Annotated in this window: 18 protein-coding genes; 9 read left to right on the top strand and 9 right to left on the bottom strand. The window is 61.2% G+C overall.

Annotated features, from left to right (window positions below; all coding sequences use genetic code 11):
* Positions 1 to 180 precede the first annotated feature (180 nt).
* Complete coding sequence (locus tag AC4FS3_RS23540; protein ID WP_491022524.1) at positions 181 to 441, top strand: hypothetical protein; 261 nt, start codon at positions 181 to 183, stop codon at positions 439 to 441.
* 93 nt (positions 442 to 534) lie between these two features.
* Here the strand turns inward: AC4FS3_RS23540 and AC4FS3_RS23545 are convergent, their stop codons facing one another.
* Positions 535 to 795: a hypothetical protein gene (locus AC4FS3_RS23545; RefSeq protein ID WP_283177018.1), complete on the bottom strand. Its 261-nt coding sequence runs from the start codon at positions 793 to 795 to the stop codon at positions 535 to 537.
* Positions 783 to 1,055: a hypothetical protein gene (locus AC4FS3_RS23550; protein ID WP_283177019.1), complete on the bottom strand. Its 273-nt coding sequence runs from the start codon at positions 1,053 to 1,055 to the stop codon at positions 783 to 785. Before AC4FS3_RS23550 ends, AC4FS3_RS23545 begins: the two co-directional genes overlap by 13 nt.
* 372 nt (positions 1,056 to 1,427) lie before the next feature.
* On the opposite strand from AC4FS3_RS23550, the gene AC4FS3_RS23555 reads away from it, so the two are divergent.
* Positions 1,428 to 2,288: a CHAD domain-containing protein gene (locus AC4FS3_RS23555; protein WP_491022525.1), complete on the top strand. Its 861-nt coding sequence runs from the start codon at positions 1,428 to 1,430 to the stop codon at positions 2,286 to 2,288.
* A 7-nt stretch (positions 2,289 to 2,295) separates the two neighbouring features.
* On the opposite strand, the gene AC4FS3_RS23560 is transcribed toward AC4FS3_RS23555, so the two are convergent.
* Positions 2,296 to 3,069, bottom strand: a complete 774-nt coding sequence (locus tag AC4FS3_RS23560; RefSeq protein ID WP_491022526.1) for an alpha/beta fold hydrolase — start codon at positions 3,067 to 3,069, stop codon at positions 2,296 to 2,298.
* A gap of 95 nt (positions 3,070 to 3,164) precedes the next feature.
* Here AC4FS3_RS23560 and AC4FS3_RS23565 point away from each other — a divergent pair, with 95 nt between their 5' ends.
* Positions 3,165 to 3,533 (top strand): hypothetical protein, encoded by a 369-nt coding sequence (locus AC4FS3_RS23565; RefSeq protein ID WP_491022527.1) that lies wholly within the window; start codon positions 3,165 to 3,167, stop codon positions 3,531 to 3,533.
* Here AC4FS3_RS23565 and AC4FS3_RS23570 read toward each other — a convergent pair.
* The 6 genes from AC4FS3_RS23570 to AC4FS3_RS23595 all read right to left on the bottom strand — a co-directional run bounded on the left by AC4FS3_RS23570 (position 3,457) and on the right by AC4FS3_RS23595 (position 11,857).
* Positions 3,457 to 4,404 carry a DUF817 domain-containing protein gene (locus AC4FS3_RS23570; RefSeq protein ID WP_491022528.1) on the bottom strand — a complete coding sequence of 316 codons (948 nt, stop codon included), beginning with the start codon at positions 4,402 to 4,404 and terminating at the stop codon, positions 3,457 to 3,459. The two genes, AC4FS3_RS23565 and AC4FS3_RS23570, sit on opposite strands and share 77 nt — an antisense overlap.
* Before the next feature lie 145 nt (positions 4,405 to 4,549).
* The gene (locus tag AC4FS3_RS23575) at positions 4,550 to 6,712 is read right to left on the bottom strand and encodes an esterase-like activity of phytase family protein (protein ID WP_491022529.1); all 2,163 of its coding nucleotides are present in this window, start codon (positions 6,710 to 6,712) and stop codon (positions 4,550 to 4,552) included.
* 78 nt (positions 6,713 to 6,790) lie between these two features.
* Positions 6,791 to 7,807 carry a magnesium transporter CorA family protein gene (locus tag AC4FS3_RS23580; protein WP_491022530.1) on the bottom strand — a complete coding sequence of 339 codons (1,017 nt, stop codon included), beginning with the start codon at positions 7,805 to 7,807 and terminating at the stop codon, positions 6,791 to 6,793.
* Positions 7,808 to 7,984: 177 nt separating this feature from the next.
* On the bottom strand, positions 7,985 to 10,171 hold the full coding sequence (locus tag AC4FS3_RS23585; RefSeq protein WP_491022531.1) for a 3-hydroxyacyl-CoA dehydrogenase NAD-binding domain-containing protein: 2,187 nt from the start codon (positions 10,169 to 10,171) through the stop codon (positions 7,985 to 7,987).
* Positions 10,164 to 10,646, bottom strand: a complete 483-nt coding sequence (locus AC4FS3_RS23590) for a cupin domain-containing protein (protein ID WP_491022532.1) — start codon at positions 10,644 to 10,646, stop codon at positions 10,164 to 10,166. Before AC4FS3_RS23590 ends, AC4FS3_RS23585 begins: the two co-directional genes overlap by 8 nt.
* Positions 10,646 to 11,857, bottom strand: coding sequence for an acetyl-CoA C-acetyltransferase (locus AC4FS3_RS23595; RefSeq protein ID WP_491022533.1), 1,212 nt, complete (start codon positions 11,855 to 11,857; stop codon positions 10,646 to 10,648). Before AC4FS3_RS23595 ends, AC4FS3_RS23590 begins: the two co-directional genes overlap by 1 nt.
* Positions 11,858 to 12,273: 416 nt before the next feature.
* On the opposite strand from AC4FS3_RS23595, the gene AC4FS3_RS23600 reads away from it, so the two are divergent.
* From AC4FS3_RS23600 to AC4FS3_RS23625, 6 genes are all read left to right on the top strand, one after another.
* Positions 12,274 to 12,567: a hypothetical protein gene (locus AC4FS3_RS23600; RefSeq protein WP_491022534.1), complete on the top strand. Its 294-nt coding sequence runs from the start codon at positions 12,274 to 12,276 to the stop codon at positions 12,565 to 12,567.
* Positions 12,568 to 12,691: 124 nt separating this feature from the next.
* A complete protein-coding gene (locus AC4FS3_RS23605; RefSeq protein ID WP_491022535.1) occupies positions 12,692 to 12,844 on the top strand; it encodes a hypothetical protein in 153 nt (50 codons plus the stop codon).
* Positions 12,845 to 12,948: 104 nt separating this feature from the next.
* Complete coding sequence (locus AC4FS3_RS23610) at positions 12,949 to 14,166, top strand: site-specific integrase (protein ID WP_491022536.1); 1,218 nt, start codon at positions 12,949 to 12,951, stop codon at positions 14,164 to 14,166.
* Positions 14,157 to 14,345, top strand: a complete 189-nt coding sequence (locus AC4FS3_RS23615) for a hypothetical protein (protein WP_491022537.1) — start codon at positions 14,157 to 14,159, stop codon at positions 14,343 to 14,345. The genes AC4FS3_RS23610 and AC4FS3_RS23615 overlap by 10 nt, the downstream gene beginning before the upstream one ends.
* Positions 14,338 to 14,613 carry a hypothetical protein gene (locus tag AC4FS3_RS23620; RefSeq protein ID WP_491022538.1) on the top strand — a complete coding sequence of 92 codons (276 nt, stop codon included), beginning with the start codon at positions 14,338 to 14,340 and terminating at the stop codon, positions 14,611 to 14,613. The genes AC4FS3_RS23615 and AC4FS3_RS23620 overlap by 8 nt, the downstream gene beginning before the upstream one ends.
* 122 nt (positions 14,614 to 14,735) lie before the next feature.
* On the top strand, positions 14,736 to 16,784 hold the full coding sequence (locus tag AC4FS3_RS23625) for a hypothetical protein (protein WP_491022539.1): 2,049 nt from the start codon (positions 14,736 to 14,738) through the stop codon (positions 16,782 to 16,784).
* Positions 16,785 to 17,315: the final 531 nt, after the last annotated feature.

A 17,315-nucleotide genomic window follows, 5' to 3' on the forward strand; every position in this document is an offset into this window, starting at 1 on the left:
GCAAATGAATTGGGGGTGTAGTCGGTCCGGCACTTGCGGCCCATCGCACCTTGTTCGTTTGCCGGGGTTACCGCCTGTGGATGACCTTCTTCCAGCACGATACGCGTCACCATGACGGAAATCCCGAAACCGTGATTGGCGGTCTGTCCACCCTTCAGTTCCTTCGCGGCGCGCGATGGCTTGTTCGATCCTGTGTTCGGCTCGGGTAAAGCTCTCTCCGGGGCGCAGGATCTGCTCGGAAATCGCCGGGTTGTAATCGGTTCAAGTAGTCTGGCGCTGATGGGGATCCAGGACCACGAGATCCAGCAGATTCCCCGGAACGCGCACATCAAGCGTTCTCAGGAATCCGGCCCAGGTTTCCGCGAAACCTGGGCTATCACCAGTTCGCCTTTGTTGCGGGTGGCGATTGCCTGTTCCCGGCCGCCAAGACAGGCACCCTGATATCCATAGGTAAGGTTGCCATTTGTGTCGGAAGTGGAGATGCGGAGCGTGCAAATATCGGAATAAATGTTCGGAAAGTGTAATCAGGTCTCGTCACCAAACTCGGCGCGGCGGGTAATCGGCCAGCTTGCGGCACACGCGTTCATCGCGCAGCATATCGAACACAATCCCCGACGAGGTTTTCCAGACCACGACCTCGTCTTCGGTGATCATCTTCCAGAACTCCGGCGTCGGCATTTGCGAGCCGTTGGCAGGGTAAGACCCGACCAGAACCTTTGAGATCAGCCCGACCTGCGCGAGCCAGTCGATCCACTTGACGCCAGATATATCGTCAGCCGCGCTCAGGTGCAGCATGGTGATCCCGGGCGGATGTTGCTTCTTCTGAAGCACACACCAAGGGCGCGCAGCTCGAAATCCGGGCAGCCAAGGGCCGAGTAGGAGAAGACGGTGACAGTGGCGCCAACTTTGATATGGGCCGCGGCCTCGGCGTCGGTGATGATCCCGGCGCCTCCGGTGATGCAGAGACCGGTGGCGGAGAAGGGATGGGTAGGGCTCTCATGGCTTTGCACCATGGCGCCCGATGGCATCTGCCAGACCGGTATGGCTGAAGCCACTCCCCTGACCCATGCCCGGGGCCGACATTCCCGCGACCAGCGAGACGGGGTCCTCATTGAACAAAAATCGCACCGTATCAGTGTCATGAACGGCGATGTCCGGGATCACCCCACTCCTCCGTCGCAGGACAATCGCAGCCGCGCGCGGCCGAGGTGCTGACCATGCGCCGGACCTCGCCCCTGGATTGCGGGCGTTGTTTCGCGTGATGCCGCAGATGAGAATTATCCTGGATCGTTCCAAGAGATAGAACGTTCCAGATCATATGCCAATCTTGCTGAATCTGCCTGGCTTTGCGGCATTGTTACAAAAACTTCACGCAGGCGATCCACATTGCCGGGATATAACGCGGGCGTATGCCCCTGGGGAGTGATGTGACCGAAGCCGTAACGCCCATGCCCGTCCTCTCGCCGGACACCAGCTGCGAGGACGCCCTTGGACAGCTGATCATCGGCTGCTGCGCCGCGCTCGACCGGCAGCTGGCGGTTTTTCTGGAAACCGAAGACGAAAGCGGCCCGCATAAGGCCCGGGTCGCGCTGCGCCGGCTGACGACGGCGCTGGATGCTTTCGCGCCGATCCTCAGGCGCAAACAGGCGGGCCAGGTGCGGTCAGCCGCAAAACGGCTGTTCCGGGCGCTTGGCGAGGTGCGCGATGCCGATGTTTTCCTCGCCTCGCATCCGGGCGACGGTGAGGCGCTCGGGCGTCGCACGCTGGAGATCCGCCGCAAGACCCGCAAGATGTTGCGCGAGAGCAAGGCGGTCGGTTTCGCGCCTGGGCTTTTGAAGCTTTACGGCTCGCAGGAGCTGTTCAAACAGAACCGGCGCAGCCAGATCGTGCGGGCCGCGCCGGTGCGCCTGCTCGCCGGGCTGGTGATGGGGGATGCCTGGCGGGCCGCGCGCAGCCATGGCGATGACCCCGCGAAGATGGAAGAGGTCGCGCGGCATGATTTCCGCAAGGATCTGAAGACTTTGCGCTATCTGGGCGAGTTTTTCCAGGATTTCTGGCCGGCGGAAGGCTGGCAGCTGTTCCTGGCCCGGATGCAGGAATTGCAGGATGAACTGGGCCTCCTGAATGACCTCGCCAATGCGCGGCAAAAGGGGCGCGAGGGCGGGAGCCAGGCGGCAATGGCGGCCCTGAAACGAGCGACCGGGCTTTGGGAAACGCTCAACAAGATGCCGCCGTTCTGGGCGCCGGTTGTGGCCCCCGCTGCGGCTGATCCGGAACCAGATCTCTGACCCGGGGTCAGGCGTTCAGAAAGACGCGGACCGTTTCTTCGAATTCACGCGGCTTCTCGGCATGGAGCCAATGGCCGGCGCCTGGCAGCTTTGCGAAACGCGCATGCGGAAACAGCGTGCGGATCGTTTCGCGATGTTCGGGGCGGACGTAATGGCTTTCGGCGCCGGTCAGGAAAAGGGTCGGGCCGTCGAAATGGCCTTCCGTCCCCGGCCAGCCGATGATCCTTGCCATATCGCGTTCCAGCACATCAAGGTTGAGCCGCCAGACCGGCCCGCCTGCCGCCTTGAGATCCAGCGATTGCAGGAAAAACGCGCGCAATGCCGGGTCTTCGACAAGGGCCTGGAGCCGCCGGTCGGCCTCGCCGCGCGAGGTCAGGCCGGTCAGATCCAGCCCCCGCATCGCGTGGATATGCGGGCTTTGATCGTGATTATAGGCGACCGGCGCGATATCGGCGACGATCAGGCGGCGGATCAGCGCGGCTTTGGTCAGGGCCAGCTGCATCGCCGCCTTGCCGCCCATCGAATGGCCCAGAAGATCGACCTTACCGCCTAGGCTTTCGATCACTTCGGCCAGATCCCCGGCCATCGACGGATAATCCTGGACCCCGGCGCGCGGGCTTTCGCCATGGTTGCGCATATCCACCGCCACCACATCGCGCCGGTCGGCCAGCCGGCGTGCAATTGCGCTCCAGTTGCGCGCCGAGCCAAACAGGCCATGCACAATCAGGAGCGGCACAGAGCCATCGGGGGCGGAAGCGGGGTGACGGACTGTTGCAAGCATGAACGTTTCCATATCGAAACGAATTGTCCCGAACCAGAGCTGTTGCGAAAACCTCAGGTAAAACGGATAATTTCCGCAGATTGTGAGGACAGATCATGAGCGCGGTCACCATCCGCCAGATGGCCGGCAGGGTCGAAGAGCTGCTCGTCGAGCGGGTCGGCGCGCGTGGGCGCGATTTCGATCAGAAGCTGCGTCATGCCGGGCGCAGATTGCCGCGCCGCGTTCGCAAATCGGCAGCGGCGCTCGCCCAGGCGGCGGATATGACCCAAAATCCAAGGCTGCATGCGCAGATTGATGAGGGCTCTGTCGCCCGAGATTACGATATCTGTCTGCGCTACCTCTCGCCGCTGGCGCGGGGAGAGGGGCGCCGGGGGCGTGGCAGTGTGCTTACCTCGATTGCCTTCTCGCTGATTGTGGTTGCAGCGGGATTTGTGGGCTTTCTGATGTGGCGCGGGCTGATCTGATCGCATCCCGGTTTGTGGCGCGGGGCAGCGGGCGCCCGGGCGGGTAAAGCGCCTCGCGGCTGACCAGCGAGACCGTCACAAAGGCCACATAGAGCAACAGATACCAGGACCCGATCTTGGCAAAGCTGACGAGGTGGTCCGGTCGCTGCCCGGCATAAAGCCATGTGCCGGTCAGGGTTCCGATATTCTCGGCGATCCACAGCGCCAGTGATGACAGGAAGGCGGCAACCGGCAGCGGCATCCACCAGTCCCGGTCCGAGATGCGGAACCAGATCCGGGTGCGGCCGAACAAAAGCACCGTGGCGGCAAACAGGATGATACGGATATCGGGCAGGACGTGATGGCTGAAGAAATTCACATAGATCGCGCCCGCCAGGATCCAGGTCATCCAGAACCGTGGATAAGGCGCAAAGCGCATCTCAAAAATGCGGATCACCCGAACCATATAGCTGCCCACCGCCGCATACATGAAGCCCGAGAACAGCGGCACGCCCATCAGCTTCAGCAGCCCCGGTTCGGGATAGGCCCATGACCCGGCGCTGACCTTGAACCATTCCATCGCGGTGCCGGTCAGGTGGAAGAGGAGGATAACACGCGCCTCGTCCCAGGTCTCGAGCCTGGTCCAGAGAAACAGGGCCTGGGTGGCAATCGCGAAGAGAAACAGAAAATCGTAGCGCGCCAGCGCCCAGTCGGGGTGCCAGACCGCGCGGCTGATCAGGATCGCCACCAGCAACAAGCCACCAAACAGGCAGGCCCAGCCCTGTTTCAGCACGAACATCACCAGCTCTGCGAGGCCATAGGGCAGGGCGGCGCGCACCCTTGTGCCCATATGGCGTTCAAGGCTGCGGGTGGTGCGGGGCTGCGGCGACATGATACCTGGTACGAAAGGGCAGAACCGCCGCAGGATCCGCTGGCACAAGACCCTCCGCAAGGGGGGATTTCTGCCACGCGGTCTGGCGCAGAACAGGAAAAGGCCGGGTGGAGCCCGGCCTTTTATCAGTGAGAGAAGCGGCTGATCAGAGCTTGCCGGCGTTCCAGAACAGGGTCTCGCCCGAACTGTCATCGACGCCGTCATTATCGGTGACGATCCAGGCATTGCCCTCGTGATCGAATGCCAGACCTTCAACCTTGTCGACCACATAGCCATTGGTCAGCGATTTCAGCTCAGGGATCAGGTCGCGAACCTCTTCCTTGGTGATGACGGGCAGGGTCTCGCCCAGTTTCACCGGCTTCAGATCGGCCAGCTTCACGCGGAAGATCTTTTTCACCACCGCCGCATCGCCGATAAGATTGTCGCGTTCGATGACATAGGCATGATCGCCATGGACGGTCAGTTCCGACAGCCCCATCCAGCCCTCGCCCTTCGGCTCCAGCGGATAGGCAACGGCGCTCCATTCCTTTGCGTCAAGGTCATAGGCCAGCAGCTTCACCTGACCCTTCGGATCATCGCCCCATTCGCGCTGCATCGCGACCCAGAGAACATTGCCGACCTTCGCGATCCCTTCGGCGCCAAACCGGGTCTGATGCGCCAGCAGTTCAACCGGCAGCGAGATCTCTTCCCTGATCTCGCCCTTTGCATTCACGCGCAGGATCGCATGCGGCACCAGTTTCTCGGCATTGCCCTCATTCGCCAGCCAGAAGCCGCCTTCGCTATCCGAGGTCAGCCCTTCGATATCGAGCTTCTGCGCCGGCTGGCCGCCGCGCGTCACCACGGTTTGTGCGACGATCTTCGCCGGGCTTTGCGTGATGTCGATCTCATAGATCGAGGGCATTGCCGAATAGACGCTGTCGGAGGCGGCGAAAAGGCGACCTTCGACGCCCTCAACCGAGGCCAGCGCCCCAAGCGCGCCCCAGCCGATCAGCTTCTCTGCCCCGGCAGAGGTCAGCATCGGATAGGCGGGCGCGGCATCGCTCAGCTCATAGATCATCACATGCGCCCGCGCGGCGCCGTCCTCGCCCAGATCGGCCTCATTCGCGGTGACCAGCAGGTCGCGCGAAGGGATTGCCATCACGCCTTCGGGCGAAATCCCCGAAGGCAGCAGCTGGGTCAGTTTCGGGGCGGCAAGGTCGGTCACATCATAGACCGCCGCGACCGATCCGCGCTCGGACAGAACGAACAGATAGGGCGTATCGCCGAAACGGGCGAATTCCATGCCCTCCGGCTCGATCCCTTTGGCTTTCGAGCGTTTTTCGGGGTAATGGCCGATCTCGATGATTGCATGTTCCAGGCTGTTGCCGGACTCCCAGACGATCGTGCCGTCCTTTTTCCAGATCGTGAACCCGCGCGAGCCGCCCTTCCAGTCGCCTTCATTGGCGGTGGCGAAATGGTCATTGTCGATCCATTGCACGCCATCGGGTTCGCGCGGGATCGGGTCGGTTGTGGTGGTGAAGTCGAGCTTGCCGTCGGTTTTGGTATCGACATTCTCCAGCACGACCTCGCCGGCAGAGAAATGCGCGGCGATCTGGCCGTCCGCGCCGATCACCACGATATGGTTGTTTTCCTGCAGCGTGACGACGATCTCGCCGGCCGCATTGATATCGACGAATTCCGGTTCGGGATCTTCGCCGCCAATGCTTGCAAGGCCGGTCATGTCGATCTTTTGCAAGGCCGCGCAATCGGGGGCGCCGTCTTTCAGCGGCAGTTTCACCACATAGCCCGCCGGCATCTGCGGCAGGCCGCCATCGCCCAGGTCTTCATCGCGCTCATTCTCGATTGCGACCGCGATAAAGCTTTCATCTGGTGCCACCGCGACCGAATCCGGCTGACCGCCCAGATCGCAGGATCCGGTCTCGGTTGCCGTCGCAATGTCGATGATCGCGAGACGGCCCGAGGGATTGGCATAGCTTTCCGAGGTATTGACGCCCACCACGGCCTTGTCGCCGATGATATAGGCGGTGGTCGGCTCGCCATGCAGGTCGATATTGCCAAGCGGTTTCGGGGCTTTGGCATCGGTGATGTCGATCAGGCCTACGCCGCCCAGCGGGCTGTCAGTATAGATCAGCGTGTTGCCGTCCTTCGAGACCGAGACGATCTCGGCCGAGGATTCACGCGATTTGTCCTCGCCATCCGCCATATTGGCGATCACCGGGAAAGACGCGATGCGGTTGAAGCTCTGGGAGAGCGCCGGGCTCGCCAGCAGGGCGAAAACGGAAACTGCGGAAAGCAGGCGGGGGGTCATGGCAGCACCTCAGATCGTTGCGACCTGTTCCCTAACCGCCGATTGCAACAGCGGGGTGAAGGTGAGGACCGACCCGGCTCAGAGCCATTTCTTCCAGCGAAAGAACATCCAGGGCGCCACGGCCGAAACGACCATCATCACCAGCGCCGCCGGATAGCCCCATTTCACCGCAAGTTCCGGCATATGTTCGAAATTCATGCCATAGATGCTGGCGATCAGGGTCGGTGGCAGGAAGACGAAGGCCACCACCGAGAAGACCTTGATGATGTCGGACTGGCGGATATTGATCACACCCAGCGTCGCATCCAGCTGAAACCGCACTTTCTCTGCCTGAACCGCCGCCACTTCACGCAGGGACCGCACGTCATGGATCAGGCTTTTCAGCTGGTCGCGGTCGATGCCCTTCAGGGCCTCTTTCGCGGCCACAGCGCCGGGCACCGAAAGATAGCCCAGCACCCGCTGGATCGTCGCAAGGCTTTCATTGATCTTGCCGTTGCGGTCTTCGGCAGCACCGATCCGGGTCACCACGCCCGACAGCGCATCGCTGGCGGCCTTGCGGCTGTCAAAGATCGTCTTTGACAGATCATCCAGCTGGCGGGCCTCGTTTTCCAGGATATCGGCAAGCCGGTCGACCATCGCCTCCATCAGCCCGAGAAGGGTGGCGATGCCGGTCGAACAGGGCGTGTCATGGCGCGCCGCCCAATCGGCGAAAAACGCGAAAGAGCCGGGGCGGTGGTAATGCACCGTCACCAGCCGGGCGGGTTGCACCATGAAGGTCACCGGCCCGATCATAAGCTGTTTCATATCGGGCGAGGCCAGCACCTGGGCGGTCAGATAAAGCACGCCATCTTCGACATAGATCCGCGACGAGGGCTCGATTTCCTGCATATCTTCGCGGGTCGGAATGCCAAAGCCGAGCGCGTTCTCGATCAGGTCTTCCTCGGCATGGGTCGGCGCCTCGATGTCGATCCAGACCATCTCGCGCAGCGCCGCAGTGGCGGCAGAGCTGTCCCCCGGCAGAACCGGGGTTTCGGGGCTGAGCCGGCCAAAGGTCGCGGGGATAAAGTTTTCCGGCGGGACGGAAGCCAGCCGCATTCCCTGGCTCTGAAAGCCTCTGATCATATCCGGACGTCCCTGTTTACTGCCGGCGCCCTGCGCCGGGATCAGCGGCGAGACTAGCGCCGCATCGCTGCAGAGAAAAGCCCGGGCCCGCCTGGCGGATCCGGAGTTTTCTCCCGACTGTGTTTCTCTGGCTGATCCCGGGGTGCGGGGTCAGGCGGCCCTGGTTTCGCCGGGCTGGCCGTAAAAGCCCGTCCCCTTTTCCGCCATCTCGCGCAGAAGGGCGGGAGCCTCGAAGCGGTGCCCGAATTGCGCGGTCAGCTCACGGCAGATCTGCACGGCACGCGCCGCCCCGATAATGTCGAGCCAGCCGAATGGCCCGCCTGACCAGGGCGCAAACCCCCAGCCGAGGATCGCGCCGACATCACCTTCGCGGATATCCGTCAACACACCTTCCTCCAGCGCCCGGACAGCCTCCAGCACCTGCGCCATCATCAGCCGGTGCTGCACATCGGCAAGCGAGAGCTGCACTTTGTCGGCGGGGTATTTCCCGGCCAGCCCCTCCCAGAGCCCCAGGCGTTCGCCCTTGTCGCTGTAATCATAAAACCCGGCATTGGTCTTGCGGCCCAGCCGTCCCTGATCCGCCATCCAGAAGATCACCCTGTCGACCGCCTCATCGGGATAATCGGCGCCCATCGCGGCTTTGGTGGCCTTCGCGATCTTCACCCCAAGCTCGATCGAGGTCTCATCGACAAGCTGCAACGGCCCAAGCGGCATCCCCAGAAGTTTCGCGGCATTTTCGACCAGCGCCGGTTCGGTGCCTTCGGCGACCATGCGGATGCCTTCGTTGATGTACGGAATGATGCAGCGATTGGCGTAGAAGAAGCGCGCATCATTGACCACAATCGGCGTCTTGCGGATCTGGCGCACGAAATCGAGCGCCTTCGCTACGGCGCGGTCTCCGGTTTTCCTGCCGCGAATGATCTCGACCAGCATCATCTTGTCGACGGGGCTGAAGAAATGGATGCCGATGTAATTTTCGGGGCGCGCACTCGCCGCCGCCAGCCCGGTGATCGGGAGGGTCGAGGTATTGGTCGCGAAAATGACCTCCGGACCTGCGGCCTCTTCGGCCAGCTTTGTGACGCCTGCCTTGACCTTCGGGTCTTCGAACACCGCCTCGACGATCAGGTCGACCCCTTTCAGGCTGGCATAATCGGTGGTGGCGGTGATGAGGCCCAGCACCTCGTCTTTCCTCGCAGCCGTCACCTTGCCACGCTTCTCGCCCTTGTCGAGCAGGCTTTCCGAATGCGCGCGGCCCCGGTCGGCGGCCTCTTGCGTCGCGTCGATAAGCACGACCTCGATCCCGGCATTGGCCGCGACATAGGCGATACCGGCGCCCATCATGCCGGCGCCCAGCACGCCCAGCCGTTTCACCGACTGATCGGCGGCTTTGGGCCGGTTCGCGCCTTTCTCAAGCGCCTCTTTGTTAATGAACAAAGACCGGATCATTGCTGAAGAAGACGGGTTCATCAGCACAGAGGTAAACTGCCGTGCCTCGATCTTCAGCGCCTGGTCAAAGGGCACCAGCGAGCCTTCATAAACCGCCGATAGCAGCGCCTTCGCCGCCGGAAACACGCCTTGCGTCTTGCCGTTCACTATAGCCGAGGCGCCGACAAAGGTCATGAACCCTGCCGGATGATAGGGCGCGCCGCCGGGGAATTTATACCCTTTGTCATCCCAGGGCTTCACCAGATCCGCGTCTTTCGCGGCCAGAACCCAGGCTTTTGCGGCCCCGATCAGATCATCCGCGGGCACCACCTCATCAATCAGCCCGGCCGTTTTCGCGCCCTTCGGATCCGAAAGCTTGCCTTCCAGCAGGATGGGTGCGGCCATCATCGCGCCAAGCTTCCGCGACACCCGCGTGGTGCCGCCGCCGCCGGGGAAGATACCAACCTTGATTTCCGGCAATCCGATCTTCGCCTTCGGGTTATCGGCGGCAAAGATGCGATGGGTGGCCAGCGGCAGCTCAAGCCCGATGCCGAGCGCGGTGCCGGGCAGCGCCGCCACGATGGGTTTGGCCCCCTTTTTCGTCCTGAAATCCATGCCCGCGAGTTCGATCTTGCGCAGCACAGTATGCATCTGCATCGCGCCGTCAAAGATCGCCTGGGCACCCCCCGCCCGCATCCCCGCCAGCACATTCAGATCCATGCCGCCGGCGAAATCCTTCTTGCCCGAGGTGATCACCACCCCCTTCACGGCCATGTCGGCCAGCGCCCGGTCGATCAGTGCATCAAGTTCGGCAAAACCCGCCATCGACATGACATTCATCGACTTGCCCGGGGTGTCCCAGGTGATGGTCGCCACGCCGTCTGCGTCGAGATCCCAGATGAAATCAGCCATTTTCCTCTCCCTCGGGCTGCCAGGGGCGCCCGTCCTTATGGGTGCAAACACCGGCGCCATCTGTGACGGTCAGCACCATGTCGACATCTGAATAGGTCACCACCTCTTCGCGGGCCTTCGCGCCGATGACGACGAACACCGCCGGCGTATCTCCCCGGTTGATGAATTGATGCCCGTCCGGCGTCCCGGCGGGAAAACCGGCGCAATCGCCCACGCGCATGATCTCTTCACCGTCATCGGTGATCATCACGCATTCGCCCGCCACCATCATGACGAATTCGTCTTCCGCCCTGTGCCAGTGGCGTAAACTCGACAGCGCGCCGGGTTTCAGCGTTACCAGATTGACGCCGAATTGCGTCAGCCCCGCCGCCTGTCCGAGCCGCAGGCTTGAGCGCCCCTCCATCATTTCAGCATAGGGCGAGGGGTAGATGGAGCCGGTCTTGACCGGAACCTTTGTCAGATCGAGCTTTTTCATCAGACCCTCTCGATGATGGTGGCGGCGCCCATGCCAGATGCGATGCACAAAGTGGCAAGGCCAAGGGTCAGATCGCGCCGCTCCATTTCGTCCAGCAGCGTGCCGATGATGATCGCGCCCGAAGCGCCCAGCGGGTGCCCCATCGCGATCGCCCCGCCATTGACGTTCACGCGATCAGGCGAGACGTTGAACGCCTGCATGAACCGCAAAACCACCGCAGCAAAGGCCTCATTGACCTCGAACAGGTCGATATCGCCGATTCTGAGGCCGGACTCCTTCAGGATCTTTTCCGTCACCGGCACCGGGCCGGTCAGCATGATCGTCGGATCGGTGCCGATCTTGGCGGTGGCGCGGATCCGCGCGCGCGGCTTCAGCCCATGCGCTTTGCCAAACGCGGCACTGCCGATCAGCACCGCCGCCGCGCCATCGACAATCCCCGAGGAATTCCCGGCATGGTGGATATGGTCAACACGCTCCAGCTCGGGGTATTTCATCAGGGCAATCCTGTCGAAACCGGGCATTACCTCGCCGATGTCTCTGAAACTGGCTTTCAGCGCGCCCAGGGCCTCGGCCGTGGTGCCGGGGCGCATATACTCGTCATGGTCAAGGATGGTGAGCCCGTTGATATCTTTGACCGGCACGATGGATTTTGCGAAACGCTGATCCGCCCAGGCCGCCGCCGCCCGGGCCTGGCTTTCGGCGGCCAGCTGGTCTGCCGCTGCGCGCGAAATGCCGAATTTTGTCGCGATGATATCCGCGGAAATCCCCTGCGGCACGAAATGGGTTTTAAAGGTCAGCGCCGGGTCCACCGCAATCGCTGCCCCGTCCGAGCCCATGGCGACCCGGCTCATCATCTCGACGCCACCGGCGATATAGGCCTGCCCCGCGCCGGCCTTCACCTGGTTGGCGGCAAGGTTCACCGCCTCCATGCCGCTGGCACAAAACCGGTTGATCGAGAGGCCGGGGATCGCCTCGTCCAGATCCGAGAGCAGCACCGCCGAGCGCGCCAGGCAGCCGCCCTGTTCCCCCACTTGCGTGACATTGCCCCAGATCACATCCTCGACCGCATGGCCTTGCAGCCCGTTGCGGGTCTGCACCGCGTTCAGCATCTGCGCCGAAAGCGCGACCGAGGTGACCTCATGCAGCGCGCCATCCGGGCGCCCGCGCCCGCGCGGGCTGCGCAAAGCGTCATAGATATAGGCGTCAGTCATCGTCTTTCCTCCATCCGTCTCAGGCCGGACCTCTCACGGGCCGTCACAATCGCAGGTCAGGTCGCAGCCTGGTGTCGATTTCCGTCCAATACAGTCACTTGCCCCGTCGAGGCCAGGAGGGGCAGGGATCGCTTGCGCAGCCATTCCGGCCTCGGTCTGATGTCGTTTTCCTGTTCATCCTCTTGTCTTTGGTGGAACTGCGCAATGATACCGCTGCGTCATGACGTGTCGTAAAGCGCACGCGGAGCAGTGGGTGGGGCGATATTCGCGATGGCAGATCAGGCCAAAGCTGGCAGGTCCGCAATCGTGTCGCCATCATTTAGGCGGTACGTCGTCAATAGGTAATAGGCATACCATTTGCTGAACACAAACCGCGTGCAACCAATCACTGGTGAGGTTTCGGCAGTGGAGCAGCGATGGTTTTTATTCTTGTTGACGTTGGGGCCCCGGAGCGGGACTTCGTTCTTCCCAACGAGAATTGGAGATGCATTGTTGAAGAAGTAGGAGATGCCGGTTTCTTGCCGGTTAATGTGGCAGAACTAATCGGGTATCACCTTTGCACGCCACTCTCGACCGACTATGCGCACAAGATTGCCTCGTTCATAGCCTCTCAACCAGAATCGAAATTTCTGTCGGACAGATTTACCAAGGTTGAGTTTGATCGTCTCATTGCCTTTCTCAAGCAGAGCAAAGGTATAGAAGTCTGCTGACCATCGAACGACCGCTCCGTCCCGCATAGCTGACGTTGAAGGCATAACGCTAAAAAGTCACTCCCACCATAAACCGAGAAAAGCTCCCCATCTGAATAAAGAAGCAGAAACAGGAGCTTATCCTATGAATATTCTTGCGATCCTCGGCGTCATCGCCGGGGGCTTTATGCTGGTGCCGAGAGACCTGCTGGTCATTGCTGTCCTCTGGGTGATCGGGCAGTTCAGCCCGTCACTGGCCTCAACGCTGTTCATCGGCGCGCTAATGATGTGGCAGTGAGGCGGCGTCGGCTGGGAACTCATATTTCCATCTAAGCGGCAGAAATCAATCAGAAAATACTCAGTATCTCTAACCTTGGGGCGAAAGCCCCAGAAGGAGGACGTATGTCTGTGCGTATTCAGTACGCCTATCTCAAGCAGCAGACCTGGCTGTTTCGGCGCAACTACCCCAAGGAACTTCAGGGTCTTCTCGGTCAGGCCATGAAGCAGTCGCTGAAGACGGGTGATGCTCGGGTGGCAAGGGCGCGGGCTGCCGAGGTCAATGCGAAGTACGAGGAGGTCATAGCGAAGGCGAAGCAGGGGCAGGTGGTGGAAAAGCCAGCCCCGGTTGTGGTGACGCCGCCGGTCTTCTCTCCGGTGGTGATCGTGGGGCGCAGGACGGTCAAAGAGCTTGCCCGCCTCTATCTCAACCGGCGGTCGGGTGAGCTGCAGCACGGGGGCTTCAAGTCGGTGCGGTTCTCGGTCGGGCTGTTCGCCTCAGCCTACGGTGCAAGGCCGATCGGGGCAATCACCCGCGAAGATGCGCTGGCTTTCGTCAGGAAAGTGGCGCTGCTGGGGCGGCATACCGGGAAGTCGTGGCGGACCCGTGGCTATGGGCTGGATCAATTGGTGGCGGCCAGCAATGGTGACACGATCACCGCGAGGACGCAGCGCAGAACGGTCAGTCAGGTCGGCCATTTCCTCGACTGGGCGGTCTATGAGGGGGAGTTGGTGGCCAACCCCTTCAGCACGGTCAGGGTCGAAGCCAAAGGCAAGAACCGGAGCTATGCCGCGCTGACCGATGCCGAGGTCAGGCTATTGCTGGCTCAGGATGATCCCCGCATCGGTGATGTGCTGACCTTCTGCTTGATGACCGGGATGCGGGCGGGTGAAGCGGTGGGGCTGGTTCGGGGGGATCTGGTCTGGAAGGGCAATCTCGGCTGGTTCGCCTGGATACGCCCCAACGAGGTCCGGTCGTTGAAGACGGATGCGGCGGAACGCTCTATTCCACTGCACTCGGCACTGACCCCGCTGCTGGCTCGGCTGCCTGGACAGGGGCGGCTGTTTCCTGACCTGACGGTGTCGGTGGTTACCAAGCGGTTTGCGTCCCTGCGGACCTCTCTGGGGCTCTCACGGTCCGGCGTGGTGTTCCATAGTACCCGGAAGTGGTTCGTGACCCAGTGCGAACGGGCAGGCGTCCCGGAGCACTTCACTGCGTCCATCGTCGGCCACCAGTCGGCAAGGTCAGAGAACCGCATGACCTATGGCATCTACTCTGCCGGGATCAGCGACGAGCAGAAGCGGGAGATCGTGGAACGGGTGGGCCTGCCGCCATGCCACTGATTCCTGACATTGATGCTTTCGAGGAACGGGCCGCGATCATGCAATATGATGGCGGCCTTTCTCGTTCTGTGGCCGAAGATCGGGCGGCGCAGGCGCAGGGCTTCTGGGATGCTGAGCATTTCCGGGAGGTTCTGGCTGACTACGTCGTAACGCGAAGGCTGGGGGGCGGCAATGACTGAGCCCTATCCTCTGGTACAGCGCGACGGGCGCTGGTGGCTGCCCTACGGTCTGGAGGTCGATGCCGAACAGCTGGCAGGCCTCTGGATGTCGGATTGCAATGTGGTGTTCCTTGGCCCCGAAGGTGGCAGCTTCGCCTATAGGGTGGACGAGGAAGGCGAGGAACAGGTCAGGCTCGACTATGGGGTCTGGCAGGCAATACCGACTGACCTTGCAGACTGGCAGAGGCAGGTCTTCCGGCTTGTTCGGGAGGCGCTCGACAATATGTGATCAACCCCTCGGCGGCTTCGGCTGCCGGGGGACCCCTTTTCTCTCTTTTTCTGCTTGGGGCAGGCAGGGGTCGTCCCCATCTATAGCGCTTCGGAAACTGCTAAGGGGGTTAGGTATAGGTAATGGTGGAAAGACAGGGTTGGGACAGCAGGATACCCGGCCCGGACGACGATTGGGAACCTTCGTCCTCGGGGACACCCAGAGAAGACAGCCTGGAAGAGAGTGTCCGGGAGAAGGCCATCGCGAACCCATGGTACTCAAGGCCGCTGGACGTGCATCGGTGGTCGGACCATGCCGAACTGGTCGCGGTGGTGGAAAGGGTCTGGGACGAGCATTGCAGCGACTTCGACCGATCTGGGCGGGGTGGACCAAAGCCTAAGTGTCCCTTTCGGAATCAGTTGAGGATACTGCTGCTCGACCTCTACGTGGCTTGGTTGCAGGATCCAGACCTCTGCATCGGCGTGGCAATGTCGCAGAACAGCTGGGATGCCTGGTCCAGATATAACAAGTTGGGCATCTCGAAGAAGATCGTCGACCTGATCCACCGGCTTGTGGAGCGTGGTCTGATTGACGAGGCCAAGGGCAGCTACAGCGGGCCTCACGCTCCGGGCAACAGAACGACGAGGATCAGGGCTGCGGAGCCGCTGCGGTCAATGTTCCGCGACTTGCGGACGGGGCGCGATGACGTGCAGCAGGTCGCCGGGCGGGAGTGTATCGTTCTCAAGGCTGGGGACGGGGAGGACTCGAAGTATCAGGAATATGAGGATACCGACGAGACCCGGCGGATGCGGGCGGAACTTGAAGCCTATAACGCCCTGATCGCAGATACTTTTATCGACATTCCTACTCTGTCAGACTCCTGGACCATCCGTAAAGATAAGTACGGTGACGATGTCACGGTTCCGATCGACCACCACCACCAGTTCACCCGTCGCATCTTCAGCCGGGGGTCATGGTCCCTCAACGGGCGCTTCTACGGGCCATGGTGGCAGCAGGTCAGCAAAGAGCACCGGGATCGGATCTTCATCATTGACCGTCCCACGGTCGAGGTGGACTTCAAGGGGCTGCATCTGGCTATCATCGCGGCGCAACAGGGAATCGCGATTGTCGATGATCCCTACACTCTGCCGCCGAAGACCGTGCCGGGGACACCGGCGGGCCTGCAACGTGCCATCGTTAAGCAGCTTGTCCTGACGGCGCTGAACGCGAGAACCTGGAAATCGGCCTTTAACAGCTTCCGCGACGGCTGGCCCGCCGGTCACATGGCAAAGGGGCTGACCAACGCCGACCTATCTCGCCTTCTCGGTCTTTTCTCCGAGAAGAACCCCTGGTCCAAGGCGTCACTTGGCGCTGACGTTGGTATCGGGCTGATGAACCTTGACGCCCAGATTGCGGAACGGGTGCTCGGACATTTTACCCAGAAGGGGGTAGCTGTTCTTTGTATCCATGACAGTTTCATCATCAACTATGGCCGCGCTGGGGAGTTGCGGGCGGTAATGGCCGAGGCCTCGGAGGAGATTGTCGGGAAAGTCCTCGCGGTGTCGGGGAAGCGGGGTCTCGACGATTATTTTGCCAACGAGTCTCGGCACGTTGTCCGGGATTACGTCCGCTACAGGCGTAGGGGATGTTGCAAGGCCTATAGGGATCGTCTCAGGGCGTGGGAGGTTGTCCGGGGAAGGAAGTTGAGGAGGAGGCTGGCCTGCCCTCCTGTTCTTTCTTCTTCTCCATTACTTATACCAAACCCCTTAACCTTGGGTCGGGGATTCTGCGTCTTCCCCGCGTTCAGCCATGAATGCTTTGTAGTACGACCAAGCCTGATCATCCTCCCCCAATGCAACATGGGAAAGCATCTGCAGCATGATAACGGACCCCGGCTGAACTCCGGCTTCATCTATCTCCTTGTCCATCATGTCCGGATCTGTCGCGATTTCCACATTGATCACCCACCAGCGATCAATTTTAGCGACAAGCTCCGTGACGTCGGAAAACAAGGCTTCAAAATCATGAGTCTGCGACCCGCCGATTACATGCCGCAACTCATGGGCCAAGCGATTCCGTTCATTGGTCAGGTCGATGATTTTCCGTTCGTCGGCATCATCAATCGCACCAATCTTACGCAGCCAAGCTATACTGGCGCGCCACCTGTCACCCTTCCCTTTCGGATCGAGTGACAGAACTTTCTCCCGGTAATTTGGTCCCTCTTTCCAGCCGCCCTCAGCGCTCCAGCCGTCGGAGTAAAAATCGCTTAGTCGAACAATGATTGAGTTCCTCAGGGCTTCGTGTGCCAGAAGGAAAAGCCCGGATTTCACGAAGCGTTGTCGAAGCACATCAGGGTTAAGCAAATCGTCCCAGAGATTTTCCATCCTGAAACGCTAGAGCGTCTCTGAGGGCTGGGCAAGCTCCCTGAAGAGCCAGTCTAACCCACTGGGGCATTCCGTCCCCACGGTCCCGAGCCGTACAAAGATCTGGGGTGACATGCGAGCGCAGGAGCTTTGATCTGCCCAGCCGATGGCAAATTCGCAATCCTTAGAAAACCGCTTCTATGTAAGCGAAAGTATAAGCGATCGCTGATTTTATGTGAGGCCATAAGACAAAACCCAAGCCGCCGAACGCAGCAATGGTAAGGCTGGAATGCCCCCACTGAGTGGTCCGGTTTGAATGTTAGTGCATTGTCGGCCTGTGGTCCATTTGCACGAAGGTCT

The organism is Pseudogemmobacter sp. TB195 (assembly GCF_058313095.1).